This is a genomic window from Cellulomonas sp. P4_D11, assembly GCF_056401915.1.
In genome coordinates, this window is the sequence record NZ_JBFUIK010000015.1 from 1 (window position 1) to 14409 (window position 14409).

Annotated in this window: 17 protein-coding genes and 3 tRNA genes; 8 read left to right on the forward strand and 12 right to left on the reverse strand. The window is 73.5% G+C overall.

Annotated features, from left to right (window positions below; genetic code table 11):
• On the forward strand, window positions 1-1213 hold a 1213-nt coding region (locus AC1DT4_RS11045; protein ID WP_477089839.1), incomplete at its 5' end, for an FUSC family protein.
• Here the strand turns inward: AC1DT4_RS11045 and AC1DT4_RS11050 are convergent.
• The 3 genes from AC1DT4_RS11050 to AC1DT4_RS11060 form a co-directional block, all read right to left on the reverse strand.
• Window positions 1192-1267 (reverse strand) — tRNA-His (locus tag AC1DT4_RS11050). The two genes, AC1DT4_RS11045 and AC1DT4_RS11050, sit on opposite strands and share 22 nt — an antisense overlap.
• A 113-nt stretch (window positions 1268-1380) precedes the next feature.
• Entirely contained in the window at window positions 1381-2304 is a 924-nt protein-coding gene (locus tag AC1DT4_RS11055) for an ATP-grasp domain-containing protein (RefSeq protein ID WP_477089840.1), read from the reverse strand.
• Complete coding sequence (locus AC1DT4_RS11060; RefSeq protein ID WP_477089841.1) at window positions 2301-3419, reverse strand: ABC transporter ATP-binding protein; 1119 nt, start codon at window positions 3417-3419, stop codon at window positions 2301-2303. Before AC1DT4_RS11060 ends, AC1DT4_RS11055 begins: the two co-directional genes overlap by 4 nt.
• 46 nt (window positions 3420-3465) lie before the next feature.
• On the opposite strand from AC1DT4_RS11060, the gene AC1DT4_RS11065 reads away from it, so the two are divergent.
• The 3 genes from AC1DT4_RS11065 to AC1DT4_RS11075 all read left to right on the forward strand — a co-directional run bounded on the left by AC1DT4_RS11065 (window position 3466) and on the right by AC1DT4_RS11075 (window position 5993).
• Window positions 3466-4140, forward strand: a complete 675-nt coding sequence (locus AC1DT4_RS11065; protein WP_477089842.1) for an ABC transporter permease — start codon at window positions 3466-3468, stop codon at window positions 4138-4140.
• 1 nt (window position 4141) lies between these two features.
• Window positions 4142-4918 (forward strand): ABC transporter permease, encoded by a 777-nt coding sequence (locus tag AC1DT4_RS11070; protein WP_477089843.1) that lies wholly within the window; start codon window positions 4142-4144, stop codon window positions 4916-4918.
• A gap of 70 nt (window positions 4919-4988) precedes the next feature.
• Window positions 4989-5993 carry a glycine betaine ABC transporter substrate-binding protein gene (locus AC1DT4_RS11075; protein WP_477089844.1) on the forward strand — a complete coding sequence of 335 codons (1005 nt, stop codon included), beginning with the start codon at window positions 4989-4991 and terminating at the stop codon, window positions 5991-5993.
• A gap of 132 nt (window positions 5994-6125) precedes the next feature.
• Here AC1DT4_RS11075 and AC1DT4_RS11080 read toward each other — a convergent pair.
• From AC1DT4_RS11080 to AC1DT4_RS11090, 3 genes are all read right to left on the reverse strand, one after another.
• Window positions 6126-6201, reverse strand: a tRNA-Lys gene (locus tag AC1DT4_RS11080).
• A gap of 66 nt (window positions 6202-6267) precedes the next feature.
• A complete protein-coding gene (locus AC1DT4_RS11085; protein ID WP_477089845.1) occupies window positions 6268-6486 on the reverse strand; it encodes a hypothetical protein in 219 nt (72 codons plus the stop codon).
• 188 nt (window positions 6487-6674) lie between these two features.
• Window positions 6675-6971 carry a GroES family chaperonin gene (locus AC1DT4_RS11090; RefSeq protein WP_477089945.1) on the reverse strand — a complete coding sequence of 99 codons (297 nt, stop codon included), beginning with the start codon at window positions 6969-6971 and terminating at the stop codon, window positions 6675-6677.
• A 113-nt stretch (window positions 6972-7084) separates the two neighbouring features.
• On the opposite strand from AC1DT4_RS11090, the gene bcp reads away from it, so the two are divergent.
• Together bcp and AC1DT4_RS11100 are read left to right on the forward strand one after the other, a co-directional pair.
• Window positions 7085-7552, forward strand: coding sequence for a thioredoxin-dependent thiol peroxidase (gene bcp, locus AC1DT4_RS11095; protein WP_477089846.1), 468 nt, complete (start codon window positions 7085-7087; stop codon window positions 7550-7552).
• Window positions 7553-7575: 23 nt separating this feature from the next.
• Window positions 7576-7658 (forward strand) — tRNA-Leu (locus AC1DT4_RS11100).
• A gap of 52 nt (window positions 7659-7710) precedes the next feature.
• On the opposite strand, the gene trxA is transcribed toward AC1DT4_RS11100, so the two are convergent.
• Window positions 7711-8079, reverse strand: a complete 369-nt coding sequence (gene trxA / locus AC1DT4_RS11105) for a thioredoxin (protein ID WP_370503817.1) — start codon at window positions 8077-8079, stop codon at window positions 7711-7713.
• Window positions 8080-8234: 155 nt separating this feature from the next.
• On the opposite strand from trxA, the gene AC1DT4_RS11110 reads away from it, so the two are divergent.
• Both AC1DT4_RS11110 and AC1DT4_RS11115 read left to right on the forward strand, forming a co-directional pair.
• On the forward strand, window positions 8235-8789 hold the full coding sequence (locus tag AC1DT4_RS11110) for an NUDIX hydrolase family protein (protein WP_370503818.1): 555 nt from the start codon (window positions 8235-8237) through the stop codon (window positions 8787-8789).
• On the forward strand, window positions 8786-9463 hold the full coding sequence (locus AC1DT4_RS11115) for a Pr6Pr family membrane protein (RefSeq protein WP_477089847.1): 678 nt from the start codon (window positions 8786-8788) through the stop codon (window positions 9461-9463). The genes AC1DT4_RS11110 and AC1DT4_RS11115 overlap by 4 nt, the downstream gene beginning before the upstream one ends.
• A 6-nt stretch (window positions 9464-9469) precedes the next feature.
• Here AC1DT4_RS11115 and AC1DT4_RS11120 read toward each other — a convergent pair whose 3' ends face one another.
• The 5 genes from AC1DT4_RS11120 to murI all read right to left on the reverse strand — a co-directional run bounded on the left by AC1DT4_RS11120 (window position 9470) and on the right by murI (window position 14384).
• A complete protein-coding gene (locus AC1DT4_RS11120; protein ID WP_477089848.1) occupies window positions 9470-11143 on the reverse strand; it encodes an ABC-F family ATP-binding cassette domain-containing protein in 1674 nt (557 codons plus the stop codon).
• 6 nt (window positions 11144-11149) lie between these two features.
• Complete coding sequence (rdgB, locus tag AC1DT4_RS11125; protein WP_477089849.1) at window positions 11150-11776, reverse strand: RdgB/HAM1 family non-canonical purine NTP pyrophosphatase; 627 nt, start codon at window positions 11774-11776, stop codon at window positions 11150-11152.
• Window positions 11773-12579, reverse strand: coding sequence for a ribonuclease PH (gene rph / locus AC1DT4_RS11130; protein ID WP_477089850.1), 807 nt, complete (start codon window positions 12577-12579; stop codon window positions 11773-11775). Before rph ends, rdgB begins: the two co-directional genes overlap by 4 nt.
• 204 nt (window positions 12580-12783) lie before the next feature.
• Window positions 12784-13572 carry an MBL fold metallo-hydrolase gene (locus AC1DT4_RS11135; protein ID WP_477089851.1) on the reverse strand — a complete coding sequence of 263 codons (789 nt, stop codon included), beginning with the start codon at window positions 13570-13572 and terminating at the stop codon, window positions 12784-12786.
• Entirely contained in the window at window positions 13569-14384 is an 816-nt protein-coding gene (gene murI / locus AC1DT4_RS11140; protein ID WP_477089852.1) for a glutamate racemase, read from the reverse strand. The genes AC1DT4_RS11135 and murI overlap by 4 nt, the downstream gene beginning before the upstream one ends.
• Window positions 14385-14409: the final 25 nt, after the last annotated feature.

Below are 14409 nucleotides of genomic sequence, written 5' to 3' on the forward strand. Positions count from 1 at the left end.
GGACGCGCGCGGGCTCGGCGACCGCCTGCTCGGCCGGGGTGCCACGCCGCTCGCCGTCGGCCCCGTCACCGCCGCGGGTCGGCTCGCCGCGCAGCAGGTGCACCGCGACTCCGTGTGGCTGCAGAACAGCCTGCGCACGGGCGCCGGGCTGGCGATCGCGGTGCTCGCCGCTCAGCTCCTCCACGTCCAGCACGGGTTCTGGGTCGCCCTCGGCGCGATGTCGGTGCTGCGGACCTCGGCCCTGACCACGACGTCGACGGTCCTGCGCGCGCTGCTCGGCACGGTGGCGGGGTTCGTCATCGGCGCCGGACTGATCCTGCTGGTCGGCACCGGCCCGGCGACCCTGTGGGTCCTGCTGCCGCTCGCCATCCTGGTCGCCGGGTTCGCGCCGCAGACCGTCTCGTTCGCCGCCGGCCAGGCGGCCTTCACGGTCGCGGTCGTCATCCTGTTCAACATCCTTCAGCCGACGGGCTGGCAGGTGGGCCTCCTGCGCGTCCAGGACGTCGCGATCGGGTGCGCCGCGGCGCTCGTCGTCGGGCTCCTCCTCTGGCCGGGGAGCGCCGGAGCACGCGTGCGGCGCGCCCTGGCCGAGGCGTACCGCACGACCTCCGACCTGCTCGTCGACAGCGTCCGCCGCACGCTCAGCCCGGAGCTGCCCCGGACGGACGGGTTCGACGCCGCCTCGGCGTCCCTGCGACTCGACGGCGCCCTGCGGCAGTACCTGGCCGAGCGCGGCGTCCGCCCGGACGACCTGGAGACCGTCACCGCGGTGATCAACGGCGTCGGACGCCTGCGCCTCGCCACCGAGGCGATCGACGAGCTCCCGCGGCCCGACCCCCAGCCGCCCGACCACTCCGGCGAGATCTCCGCGCTGCTGCTCGGCCGGTCGGCCGGCGCCCAGGGCTGGTTCCACGGCATCTCCGCGGCCCTCGTGGAGCGGGGTCCCGTGCCCGCCCCGCTGCCCGCGGACACCCAGGAGCTGGTCGTCGGGCTGCTGGCGGCGGCGCGGCGGCCACGCAGCGAGGCCGTGGCGCGCCGGGAGCTGCAGCTCGCGTGGGTCGGGCTGTTCCTCGACGACACCGCGGCGCTGTCAGCCCGGCTCGGCGGGCCGCTCGCGCGCCTGTGCCTGGGTGGCGACGGACACCCGGAGACGACGACGGGCGCCGACCAGATGGTCGACGCCCGACGCGATGGGGTGGCTAACGGGACTTGAACCCGCGACCCCCTGGACCACAACCAGGTGCTCTACCACCTGAGCTATAGCCACCACGATCCCCCGACGCGGACGCCGGGGCGTCCAGAAGTGTACCCGAGCCTCGGAGCAGTTCTGGAACCGGCGGTCAGTGGCCTCGGCCACTCTCCGTCACGTCCGTGCGAGGCTCAGAGCCGCGCGACGATGGCGTCCGCGAACTGCTCGGCCGACCCCTCCGCGTGCGCGAAGAACAAGGACGGCTCCGTGAGCTCGATCTCGAGCACCACGGGGTTGCCGTCGTCGTCCGGGATGAGGTCGACGCGCGCGTACAGCAGCGGCCCCTCGACGCCGGGCACCAGCTCCGGCAGCGCCGCGACCACGCGCTCGGCCACCTCGCGCTCGGCCTCGCTCGCCTCGCGCGCGCTCATGATCTCCTGGCGGTACAGCTCGTCCGCCAGCTGCTCGCGGTACGGCCCGTCCAGCAGCGCGCCCTTGCGGACGGAGTGGCTGAACTTCCCCTCGACGAAGACGAGCGCCGTCTCGCCGACCGTGTCGACGTTGCGCAGGTAGCGCTGGATCATCACCCACCGGCCCACGCTGAGCAGGTTCTTCGCGTGCGTGATCGCGAGCGAGCGCTGCTGGGTGACCCCGGCCTCGTAGCGGCCGGTGTCGCGCGAGCCCGCGCTCACGGTCGGCTTGACCACGAAGTCGCCGAATGCCGGGAAGCGCGTGTGGATGGCCCGGGAGTCGTGGTTGCGCTCGGGGTCCAGCCAGATGGTCGGGACGATGGGCAGCCCGGCCTTCTCGAGGTCGCGCAGGTACGTCTTGTCGATGTTCCACCCCACCACCGAGGCGGGGTTCAGCAGCGTGCTCGTGCGCTCGACCTTGCGGGTCCAGTCGACGAACTGCGCCGGCCGGTCCGTGTAGTCCCACGTCGAGCGGATGACGACGTGGGGGTACGTGCCCCAGTCGACGGTCGGGTCGTCCCAGACGACGACGTCCGTGGCGACGCCGCGCTCGAGGAGAGCGTCGCGCAGCGCGTGGTCGTCGGAGTCGAGATCGGGCAGCGCGGCACAGGTCGCGAGCGCCAGGCGTGCGGTCGTCGTGGTCACCTGCGCAGCGTACCGACGGGGCCGCCGTCGTCCGCTGTGGCGTGCGTCTCCTCGTCCGAGGGATTGTCCGTGTCGTCGTCGGGCTCGGTCATGCGGTCCAGCGCCCGGACGACGGTGCCGGGAGTGGCGCTGCCGACGACGCGCCCGCTCTCGTCCTGCACGGGGAGTGGACCGTCCGCCCCGACGAAGGCCGCGAGCACGTCGCCCAGCTCCGCGCCGACGGTGAGGACCGGACCGCCCGTCGTCTCCGGACCCACCGGATCGAGGTCGGCCTGCTCCAGGTGCCCCAACGCGAGCAGGCGGGCCGTGCGTCCGCGCCCGACCAGGTCCGCGACGGCCGGGGTGGCCGGGCGCGCCACGACGTCGAGCGGCGTCGAGAGCTGCTCGATGTGGGCACCCGGGCTGAGCACCGCGACGCGGTCCGCCATCCGCACGGCCTCGTCGATGTCGTGCGTCACCAGCATCACCGTGATGCCGAGTGTGCGCTGGATGCGGGCGAACTCCGTCTGCAGCCGCCGGCGGCCGACCGGGTCCACCGCGCCGAACGGCTCGTCCATGAGGAGCACGGGCGGATCGGTCGCCAGCGCGCGAGCCACGCCCACGCGCTGGCGCTCGCCGCCGGAGAGCTCGTGCGGGAACCGGCGCGCGTACCGGTCCGGCGGGAGGCCGACGAGGTCGAGCAGCTCGTCCACGCGCGCGGCCGTCCGCTTGCGGTCCCACCCGACGAGGCCGGGCACGGTGGCCACGTTCTGGGCGACCGTGCGGTGCGGGAACAGGCCGACGTTCTGGATCACGTAGCCCATGCGGCGGCGCAGCCCGACCGGGTCCACCGTCGTGACGTCCTCGCCGCCGAGCAGGATCCGCCCCGACGTCGGCTCGACCAGCCGGTTCGCCATCCGCAGCGTGGTCGACTTCCCGCAGCCCGACGGACCGACGAGCACGAGCACCTCGCCCGGCCGGACCGCGAGCGAGAGGTCGTCGACGGCGGCGCCGGCCTCGCCCGTGCCGCTCGCGTAGGACTTGCTGACGTGCTCGAAGGCGATCGCCGGGTCGTCTGCCACCTCCCGGACGCTAGTACGTGCGTCCGACACGCGCACCGCCTGCGGCAACGTCATCCCCTCCGGCACTGCGCGTGTCGGAGGGCCCGGGTACGTTCGCGGGATGCGTCTGGCCCAGGCCCCACCCAACCCGTGGTTCTCGTGGGAGTACGTCGAGCGCAACGCCTCGGACATCGCCCACGCCCTCGAGCAGCACGCGTCGCTCACGTTCCAGGCCGTCGTGATCGCCTTCGTGCTCGCCCTCCCCCTCGGCGCGCTGGCGCACCTGCGGCCGCGGCTGGCAGGCCCGGTGCTCGGCGTCGCGGGCGTCCTCTACACGGTGCCGTCGCTCGCCCTCTTCGCCATCCTCGCGCCGTACACGGGCATCGGCCGGACCACCGTGCTCATCGGCCTCGTCTCGTACGCGCTCCTGGTGCTGACGCGCAACGTGCTGGTCGGGCTCCAGGGCGTGGACCCCGCGGTGCGCGACGCCGCGCGCGGCATGGGCTACGGGCGCACCCGGATGCTGTTCTCCGTCGAGCTCCCGCAGGCGCTGCCCAGCATCGTCGCCGGCCTCCGGCTGGCCACGGTGACCACGGTCGCGCTGGTCACCGTCGGGGTCGTGGTCGGCTACGGCGGGCTGGGGCAGCTGATGTTCCGCGGCTTCCGCAGCAACTACCACGCGGAGATCATGACGGCGACGGTGCTCTGCCTCCTGCTGGCGCTGGTGTGCGACCTGGTGATCGCGGGCGTCGGCCGACGCCTCACGCCGTGGGCGCGCGTCGAGAGGCCGGTGTGACGTGGACGTCCTGACCAGCGCGTTCGCGTGGCTCAACGACCCGCTCAACTGGGTCGGCCGCAACGGGGTCCTCGCCCTGACGAAGGACCACATCATCGTGTCCGTGCTCGCGGTCCTGCTGGCGGGGGTCGTCGCCCTGCCGCTCGGTCTCTGGCTCGGCCACCGCGGGCGCGGAGGCACCGCCGGCGTCGTCGTCGCGAACACCACCCGCGCCCTGCCGACGCTCGCGCTCCTCACGCTGCTCGCCGCCAGCGGCCTGTTCGGCAACACCGCCACGGTGCTGGCGTGCGCCGTGTTCGCCGTGCCACCGCTCCTCACCAACGCGGTGACGGGACTGGGCGGGGTCGACGCCGACGTGCGCGACGCCGCCCGCGGGGTCGGCATGTCGGGCCGCCGCAGCCTGTGGGCGGTCGAGCTCCCGCTCGCGGTCCCGCTCATCGCCGCGGGCATCCGCACGGCCTCGGTGCAGGTGCTCGCGACGGTCCCCCTGGCGGCGCTCGTCGGGGGGCGCAGCCTCGGCACGATCGTCGTCACGGGCTTCGGTACCCAGGACTACGGACAGGTGCTCGCGGGCGGCATCCTGGTCGCCGGGCTGTGCCTGGTGTCCGAGGGGCTGCTGGCGATCGCCCAGCACCTGATGACGCCGCGGGGCCTGCGCGCGCTGGCGCGGGACACCTCCGACGGTCCCACCCGGCGAACGCGCCGGTCACCCGCCACGTCGCCAGGGGTTGCCGAGCCCGCGGCGAACGGATCGAATAGGTCCGGCCCATCTTCCTGACCTCGTAGACGGCGTCCCCCGATCGCCACCAGGTACCCCTTTCCCCCGCTGACTCCCCGAGGAGAGCACCATGCGAGCGAGACGCTCCACCACCCTGACCCTGATCGCCGTCGCCGCCCTGGCGCTCGGCGCGTGCGGCGCTCCCGGCTCGGGCGGCGGCGAGGCCGAACCCACCTCGTCCGGCAGCTCCGGGCTCGCCACCTGTGACCCCATCGCGGGCGACAAGCTGGTCGTCCTCGAGGACGACAAGGGCCTGCAGAACGCCGACAACATCATCCCGGCCGTGAACAAGGCCGCGGCCGCGGCCAACCCGTCCATCGTCGAGCTGCTGGACACCGTCTCCGCGACGCTGACCACCGAGAAGCTGATCGAGCTCAACAAGGCCGTCGACATCGACCGGAAGACGTCGAGCGAGGTGGCCGGCGAGTTCGTCGACACCGAGAAGCTGGCCGCGACGGACACGCCCGGCGCGGGCACGTCGCTGGTCATCGGCGCGGCGAACTTCTCCGAGAGCGCCACGCTCGCGGAGATCTACGCCGCCGTGCTGCGCACCGCGGGCTACACGGTCGAGGTGCGGACCATCGGGAACCGGGAGACGTACCTGCCGCCGCTGGCGGACGGCACGCTCACCGCGGTCCCGGAGTACGCGGCGACGCTCGCCGACTTCCTCAACGCCCAGCAGAACGGCGCCGACGCGGCGTCCGTGGCGTCGGCGGACGTCGACGCGACCGTCACCGCGCTGGCGCCGCTCGCGGACGCGGCCGGTCTGGTCGTGGGCAAGCCGTCCGCGGCGCAGGACCAGAACGCGTTCGCCGTCACCAGCGAGTTCGCCGCGAAGCACGACGTCAAGACGCTCAGCGACCTGGCCGCCACGTGCGGCGGGCTGGTCCTGGCCGGCCCGGCCGAGTGCCCCGAGCGCCCGTTCTGCCAGCTGGGCCTCGAGGACACGTACGGGCTCGAGTTCGCGGACTTCAAGTCGTACGACTTCGGCCTGATCGGCCAGGCGGTCCGCCAGGGTGAGGCGGCCATCGGCCTGGTCCTGTCGAGCGACGGCTCCCTCGCCGCCGACAGCTGACAGCATCGACGACGGGCCCGACCGGGGAGAACCGGTCGGGCCCGTTGCCGTGCCAGGGCGTCGCCGGCTCTACAGGCCGGAGTGACGACGAAGGGCCTCCTCCAACGTTTCCGCTGGTGGGAGGCCCTTCGGTGGTGCGCCATCAGGGACTCGAACCCCGAACCCGCTGATTAAGAGTCAGCTGCTCTGCCAATTGAGCTAATGGCGCGCGGTTGAGAACGCTAGCAGGCCGGACGCCCGATCTGCCAATCGAGAACCGCTGTCGTGACGACCGTCACGCATCCTCGGCGCGGGGCTGGTCCTCCCACCACTCGGAGTCGGGCAGGCCCTCCGCCTCGAGGATCTCGGCGGACGTCGCCTCGGGTGTCACCAGGTCGACGATCAGGGCCAGCGGGACGTGCTCGGCGAGCAGGTCGAGGACAGGCTGGGTGTCCGGGTCGCCGTCGGGTCCGGCTGCTGCCGCCCCGTCGGGGAGCGGTGTCGTGTCAGTCATGGTGCGACCTCCTCGGTCCATCCGGACGCGCGTCCGACATGTCCCATCCGTTCATGCCACCACCACGACCGGCAGGGCGCAAGGCGCCGGACCGACGTGGCACGAGGCCGTCGACGAGCGAGGCGCTCGACGAGCCACCTCACCCACAGCAGACGCGCGCCGACCGGCGGCGTCGCGTGGAGGAACGCTCAGAGGTACAGCCCGGTTCCCTCGCCCGCGCCGCGGGGCTCCGCGACCGCGTGCACGTCCTTCTCGCGGAGCAGCAGGTACGTCGCGCCGCTGAGCTCGACCTCGGAGCGGTCCTCGGGGTCGAACAGCACCCGGTCGCCCACCTCCACCTGTCGGACGTGCTGCCCGACGGCGACGACGGCACCCCAGGACAGGCGTCTGCCGACGACGGCGGTCGCGGGGATGACGATGCCGGCCGACGAGCGGCGCTCCCCGGCCTCGCCGTCGAGCGAGACGAGCAGGCGGTCGTTGAGCATGCGGATGGGCAGCTCGCTGCTGCCGGGGGCGGTGGTGCTCACGCGACCGACGCTACCTCGCACGCCGACGTAGGCTGGCGGCAGTCCGCACCCCCCACGCGCCAGGAGACACCGTGCCCCGCCTCGCCGTCGGCGACCTCGCTCCCGACTTCACGCTGCCGACCGCCGACGGAGGGTCGATCACCCTCTCCGACCTGCGCGGTCGTCGCGTCATCGTGTACTTCTACCCCGCCGCCATGACCCCGGGCTGCACCACGCAGGCGTGCGACTTCCGGGACAACCTCGCGTCGTTGCAGGGCGCCGGGTTCGCCGTCGTCGGCGTCTCCCCCGACGGCATCGAAGCCCTCGCGAAGTTCGTCGAGCAGGAGCACCTGACCTTCCCGCTCGGCTCCGACCCGGAGCACGCGGTCCTCGAGGCGTGGGGCGCCTGGGGCGAGAAGCTGAACTACGGCAAGACCGTGGTCGGCGTGATCCGCTCGACCGTCGTCGTCGATGCCGAGGGCCGCGTCGAGCTGGCGCAGTACAACGTCAAGGCCACCGGACACGTCGCCAAGCTGCGCCGCGACCTCAAGGTCGCCTGACGCGTGTGGGAAACTTCCGCTGCGCGGGAGTGGTGAAACGGCAGCCACGCCAGGTTTAGGTCCTGGTGCCTGAGAGGGCGTGCGGGTTCAAATCCCGTCTCCCGCACGACGAAAGGGCCGGTCCCCCATCGGGAGGACCGGCCCTTCGTGCGTGGTGATCAGGCCGTGGTGGCGGCCGCGGCGATCTTCTCGCGCACCTCGTCCATGTCGAGCGCCTTCACGGCCTCGACCACCTGCTCCAGCGCGGGAGCCGGCAGCGCGCCGGCCTGGTTGAACACCAGGATCCCGTCGCGGAAAGCCATGAGGGTCGGGATCGAGAAGATCTGCAGCTCGGCGGCGAGCTCCTGCTCAGCCTCCGTGTCGACCTTCGCGTGCACGACGTCCGGGTGGTTCTCCGAGGAGTCCTCGAAGACGGGTCCGAACCGCTTGCACGGCCCGCACCACTCTGCCCAGAAGTCGACAAGCACGATCTCGTTGTCCTTGATGGTCTGGCCGATCGTGCTACCGGTCAGCTCAGTCGTCGCCATGACGTTCCTCCAGTCCTCGGTTACCGCCAGGTAGAGCGCGCAGGCACTGACGACTATTCCCGAGCCTGGCGTGACGCACACCTCGGGACGGGGTGATCCGGGCGGGTGAGCGCGCCGCCTCGTCGCGGGCCGCGGCGGCGGGGTAGACATGGTCAGTGACCGCTTCCGCTGAATATCCCCGCGGCCCCGAACGCCCGGCCGGCTGGCTGAGTGCCGACGAGATCTCCCGGGCCCGCACGCAGCTGCCGATCCTCTACGTCGACGCCATCCCGGTGCGCGTGGACGACTCCGGAGACGTCGTGCAGGTCGGGCTGCTGCTGCGCGTGACGCAGGAGGGCGTGATGTCGCGCGCGCTCGTGTCGGGCCGCGTGATGTACCACGAGCGGGTGCGCGACGCGCTCGTGCGGCACATCGAGAAGGATCTCGGCCCCGTCGCGCTCCCCCAGATCCCCGCCTCGCCGCAGCCGTTCACGGTCGCGGAGTACTTCCCGACGCCGGGCGTCACGCCGTACCACGACGCGCGGCAGCACGCGGTCTCCCTGGCGTACGTCGTGCCCGTGCTCGGTGACTGCCGGCCGCAGCAGGACGCGATCGACCTCGCGTGGATGACGCCCGAGGAGGCGTGCGCCGAGCAGATCCAGTTCGAGATGAACGGTGGGCAGGGCCTGCTGCTCCGGCAGGCGATGGGGCACGTGGGCCGGCTGCCGTGAGCGAGGCCGACCCGAGGGCGTCCGCCGTCCAGGTCGCCGGCCCGCCGCGGTACCTGCTCGCCCGGACGCTGCACGCGATCGTCTTCGTCGCGGCGTCCGTGGGCATCCTCATGGAGGTGGTCACCGCACTGGGCTCGGACGACGTGGGCACGCGGCTGGTCCGGCTGGTCAGCTACTTCACCATCCAGTCGAACATCCTCGCCGCGATCGCGTCCGGCATGCTCGCGTGGCGGCCCGACCGGCGCGGCCGGGTGTTCGCCGTCCTGCGGCTGGACGCGCTGCTGTGCATCGCCGTCACCGGGATCGTCTACCACGCGGTGCTCGCGGGACTGCAGGACCTCACCCCCGCCGGCGCGCTGTCCAACCTGCTCCTGCACACCGTCGTCCCCGTGGGCACGGTCGTCGCCTGGCTCGTCGTCGGGCCGCGTCCTCGCCTGTCGCCCGCCGTCGTCGGCTGGTCGGTCGTCTATCCGCTGGCCTGGATCGCGTACACGTTCGTCCGCGGTGCCGTCGTCGAGTGGTACCCGTACCCGTTCCTCGACGTCTCCGAGATCGGGCTCGCCTCGGCCCTGGTCCGCACGGGGATCGTCGCCGTGATCTTTCTCCTGCTCGCGTTCGGCGCGCTCGCACTGGAGCGCGTGCTCCCGCCGGCGCCCCGCCCGGCCGCCGACTGAGCGCCGTCAGAGACTCAGCTCGGGCCAGTCCGCGAGGTCCGTGCGCATCCGGCGGTCGTGGGTGGCGACGACGACCGCGGCCGACGTCGCGCGCAGCGCGGCCGTGAGCTCGTCGACGAGCCCGACGGACAGGTGGTTGGTCGGCTCGTCGAGGATGAGGACGTGCGGCGCCGCCAGCAGCGCGCACGCGAGGTCGAACCGGCGCCGCTGGCCCACCGAGAGCTCCCGCAGCGGGCGGTCGAGGTCCTCCTCGGTGAGCAGCCCGAGGGCCGCGACCGGAACCAGCTGCCCGGGGTCGAGCAGCTCGGACTCGAGCAGGGTCAGCGCGTGCCGCGCGTACGCGTCGAACCCGGAGAGCTGCTCGGCCACGCCGGCCGCGCGCGGGTGGGCGATGACCGCGGCAGCGTGCTCGGTGGGTCCCTCCTGCGCCAGGACGCCCAGTCGGACGCCGGGGGCGACCGTGCGGACGCCGCGGTCGAGCGCGATCGCCCCCGAGAGCGCGGCGAGCAGCGTCGACTTGCCGGACCCGTTGGGCCCGGTGACCAGCAGCCGACCGCACGCGGGGATGTCGATGCGCACGCCCGCGAGGTCGAGCCGGTCCGCGACGCGCGGCGCCCGCAGCTCCAGCAGCGGGCCCGGCCGGGGGTCCGGGGGCAGCGACGGCAGGTCGGGGAACGTGAGCACGAGCGGTGGAGTCGGGACCTCCACGGCCTCGCCCTCGAGCTTCTGGATCAGGCGGTCCGCGGCCTTCACGTGCCCACGCGCGCGCGTCGCCCGTCGGTGGCCCTGCGAGCCCTTGGGCGGCCGCCACGCGTCGGAGAGGCCCTCGTAGCTGGCGTCCAGCTGCTCGGCCAGAGTCAGCGCGCGCTTGCGCTCCGCGCGGTAGCGGGCACGCCAGCGGCGGACCATCTGGCTCTTGAGGAACCGGTAGTCGGAGTACCTCGTCGCCCCGTACAGCGCGGGTCGCCCGTCCATCGCGGGGTCGAGGTCGAGGATCGCGGTCATCACGTCGTCGAGCAGCCGACGGTCGTGGGTGACGATGACGACCGCGCCCGGCCAGTGGCGCAGCTGGGCCGTGAGGTAGTCGATGCCGGCGGCGTCGAGGTGGTTGGTGGGCTCGTCGAGCAGCAGCAGGTCCGCACGCTCGCCGATCCGGCAGGCCAGCCGCACCCGGTACCGCTCCCCGACGCTCAGCTGGTCGAGGCGACGGTCCGGGTCCCGCGGGGCGCCGAAGCGCGTCAGTGCCTCGTCGACGCGCCGGTCGGCGTCCCAGGCGGCCAGGTGCTCGAACCGCGCGACCGCGGCGGTGAGCCGGCCGAGGTCGCCGGTCTCGTGGTCGAAGCCCGCGATGGCGGCCTCCAGCTCGGCCGCGGCGGTCCGGACCCCGGCGAGCGCCTCACCGACGAACGTGCCGACGGTCGCTCCGGCCGGCGCGTCCAGCTCCTGCTCGACGGACGCGAGCGTCCCGGAGCGGCGGACCGACCCCGACTGCGGCGCGAGCTCGCCGGCGAGCACGCGCAGCAGGGTCGTCTTGCCGGCGCCGTTCTCGCCCACGACGCCCACCCGGTCCCCCGCGCTCACCGTGAGGTCCACGCGGTCGAGCACGGCGTGGCCGGGATAGCCGTAGGTGACGGCGTCGGCGACCAGCTGGACGACGCCGGCCGAGAGGTCCTCACTCACCGCAGGTCATCCGCCGAGCACCCGGACCAGCGTGGGCACCAGGGCGCGGAACGCCGTGCCGCGGTGGCTGATCGCGTTCTTCTCCTCGGGCGTCAGCTCGGCGCACGTCCGGGTCTCGCCCGTCGGCACCAGGATCGGGTCGTAGCCGAAGCCGCCCGCGCCGCGCGGCTCGGCGGCCAGGACGCCCTCGAGCGTGCCCGTCTCCACGTGCTCGAAGCCGTCCGGCGTCACCAGAGCGGCGGCACAGACGAAGCGGGCACCGCGGTGCGCCTCGGCGATGTCCGCCAGCTGCGCGAGCAGCAGGGCCAGGTTCGCCGAGTCGTCGCCGTGCCGGCCCGCCCAGCGCGCCGAGAAGATCCCCGGCGACCCGCCGAGCACGTCCACGGCCAGCCCGGAGTCGTCGGCCACCGCCGGCAGACCCGTGAACGCCGCGAGCGCCCGCGCCTTGAGCAGCGCGTTCTCCGCGAACGTCACCCCGTCCTCGACGGGCTCGGGCGCGCCCACATCCCGGGCGCCCACGACGGACGCCGGGTCGAGCCCGGGCAGCACGGGCGCGAGGATCGCCCGTAGCTCGCCGACCTTGTGAGCGTTGTGCGTGGCCAGCACGAGCCGGGCACCGAGCGGCACGCTCACCGGTCCGCCGGGAGCACGAGACGCGTGGCCGTGCCGTCGCCGGGAGCCGACGTCAGCGCGGCGACCTGCAGCGCCGTCAGCTGCGCGGTGCCGGCGACCGCGAGGTCGAGCAGGGAGTCGAGCTCCGCACGGTCGAACGGCGCGTGCTCGGCGGTGCCCTGCACCTCGACGAACGTGCCCGAGCCGGTGACCACGACGTTCATGTCGGTCTCGGCCCGGACGTCCTCGACGTAGGGCAGGTCGAGCACCGGCAGCCCGTCGACGATGCCGACGGAGACCGCCGCGACCGAGTCGCGCAGCACGACCTTGTTCTTGGGGATGTGCTTCTGCTCGACGGCCCACGCGACGGCGTCGGCCAGCGCGACGTACGCCCCGGTGATCGACGCCGTCCGGGTGCCGCCGTCGGCCTGCAGGACGTCGCAGTCGAGCACGATCGTGTTCTCGCCCAGCGCGGAGACGTCGATGATCGCGCGCAGCGACCGACCGATCAGGCGCGAGATCTCGTGGGTCCGGCCGCCGACCCGGCCCTTGACCGACTCACGGTCGGAGCGGCTGGACGTCGCGCGCGGGAGCATCGAGTACTCGGCGGTGACCCAGCCCTCGCCGGACCCCTTCTTCCAGCGCGGCACACCCGGCGTGAACGAGGCGACGCACAGCACCTTGGTGCCGCCGAACTCGACGAGGACGCTGCCCTCCCCCGCCTCGAGGAACCCGCGGGTCAGGGTCACGGGACGCAGCTCGTCGGGGGCGCGGCCGTCGGCACGCACGCGCGCGAGGGAGGACGTGGAGGGAGCAGAAGTCATGGCGCCGAGCCTAACCGCGCACCCGGACACACCCCTCCGCCGTCCGCGCCAGCCCGGCCGGACGTCCGCACTCCTATGGCCCAGGACCCGCTCGAGTGCGGACGTCAGAGCATGAGGGCGAGGGACGTCCGCACTCCGGGGGGTCAGGACCCGATCGGGTGCGGACGTTGCGGAACTGAACGAGCGCGGTTGCAGGGTGCGCCGCTACAGGACGTGCACGCCGCCCGGGGCCGCCAGGTCGATCGGACCGTCGTACGCCGCGGCAGCCTCGGCCAGCGTGGTCGCGGGGTCGTTCCAGGCGGGGATGTGCGTGAGCACCAGCCGCCCGACGCCGCCGCGGGCCGCCGCCTCACCGGCCCGCCGGCCGGACAGGTGGACGCCGCGCAGGGCGTCGTCGCGCCCCTCGAGGTACGCGGCCTCGGAGAGCAGGAGGTCGACGCCGGCCGCGAGGGTGTCGAGGCCGGCGCACGCGTCGGTGTCGCCCGTGTAGGCGAGCGTGACGGTCCGGGAGGGGTCCGCGTCGCTGGGCCCGGCGACGCGGACGCCGAACGCGGGGATCGGGTGCTCGACGGGCACCGGCTCCAGGGTCAGCGGACCGACCGTCACGGGAGACCCCGGCCGCCACTCGACGACCTCGAACTGGCCGTCGGTGCTGGTGGCCGGGTCCTTGCCGGACAGCTGGGCGAGCCGTTCCGCGGTCCCCGCCGGACCGTGCACGGCGACCGGGTCGCACGGGCCGTCGGGGTGGTAGCGCCGCAGCACGTTGAGCACAGCCAGGTCGGCCACGTGGTCGGCGTGCAGGTGGGACAGCCCGATCGCGTCGAGGCGGGTGGGGTCGCCGAATCGCTGCAGCGCGCTCAGGGCCCCGTTGCCGAGGTCGAGCAGGACCGTCCACGTGCGGCCGTCGGCGTCGTCGGCCTGCACCAGGTAGCCGGACGCGGCGGAGTCCGGACCGGGGAACGAGCCCGCGCAGCCCAGGACGGTGAGCCTCATCGCAGGGCCGCGCTGGACTCGACGCTCTCGACCTCGGGGCCGAGAAAGCGCCGCGCGAGGGTGCGGAACTGGCCAGGGTCCCCTGTCGCCAGGAAGCGGTGCTCGGGCGGTCCGGCCGCCGGGTCGCGCTCGAGGTCGTGCGCGACGAGCGTCCGGTAGACGTCCTTGGCGGTCTCCTCGGCGCTGGACACGAGCGTGATCTCCTCGCCCATGACGTAGCTGATCGCGCCGGTGAGCAGCGGGTAGTGGGTGCAGCCGAGGACCAGGGTGTCGACGCCGGCCTCCCGGACCGGGTCCAGGTACTCGTGGGCGTAGGCGAGGACCTCGGGACCGGAGGTGATGCCCGCCTCGACCAGGCGCACGAACTCCGGGCACGCCTGCGTGGTGAGCACGACGCCGGGCGCCACCGCGAAGGCGTCGTCGTAGGAGCGCGACTCGACCGTGGACTTGGTCGCGATGACCCCGATCCGGCCCGACCGGGTGGCGGCCACGGCGCGTCGCGCGGCCGGGAGGATCACCTCGACCACCGGGATCCCGCGGCGCAGCGTGTATCGCTCGCGGGCGTCGCGCAGCATGGCCGACGAGGCGGTGTTGCACGCGATGACCAGCAGCTTCACGCCGGCGTCCACCAGGTCGTCCATGACCTCGAGCGCGTGTGCGCGCACCGCGGCGAGCGGCTTGCTGCCGTACGGCGTGTTGAGGGTGTCACCGATGTAGAGCGTGGACTCGTGCGGCAGCTGGTCCAGGATCGACCGGGCCACGGTGAGCCCACCGACGCCGGAGTCGAAGATGCCGATGGGGGCGTCGTTCACGCGCACGAGCCTAACCGCTGCGCGC

Coding starts and splice junctions, on each gene's coding strand:
- AC1DT4_RS11060 (WP_477089841.1), bottom strand. CDS start 3,419: ATGACGTTGCCGCAGGCGGTGCGCGTGTCGGACGCACGTACTAGCGTC.
- AC1DT4_RS11065 (WP_477089842.1), top strand. CDS start 3,466: ATGCGTCTGGCCCAGGCCCCACCCAACCCGTGGTTCTCGTGGGAGTAC.
- AC1DT4_RS11075 (WP_477089844.1), top strand. CDS start 4,989: ATGCGAGCGAGACGCTCCACCACCCTGACCCTGATCGCCGTCGCCGCC.
- AC1DT4_RS11085 (WP_477089845.1), bottom strand. CDS start 6,486: ATGACTGACACGACACCGCTCCCCGACGGGGCGGCAGCAGCCGGACCC.
- AC1DT4_RS11090 (WP_477089945.1), bottom strand. CDS start 6,971: ATGCTCAACGACCGCCTGCTCGTCTCGCTCGACGGCGAGGCCGGGGAG.
- trxA (WP_370503817.1), bottom strand. CDS start 8,079: ATGGCGACGACTGAGCTGACCGGTAGCACGATCGGCCAGACCATCAAG.
- rph (WP_477089850.1), bottom strand. CDS start 12,579: ATGACTTCTGCTCCCTCCACGTCCTCCCTCGCGCGCGTGCGTGCCGAC.
- AC1DT4_RS11135 (WP_477089851.1), bottom strand. CDS start 13,572: ATGAGGCTCACCGTCCTGGGCTGCGCGGGCTCGTTCCCCGGTCCGGAC.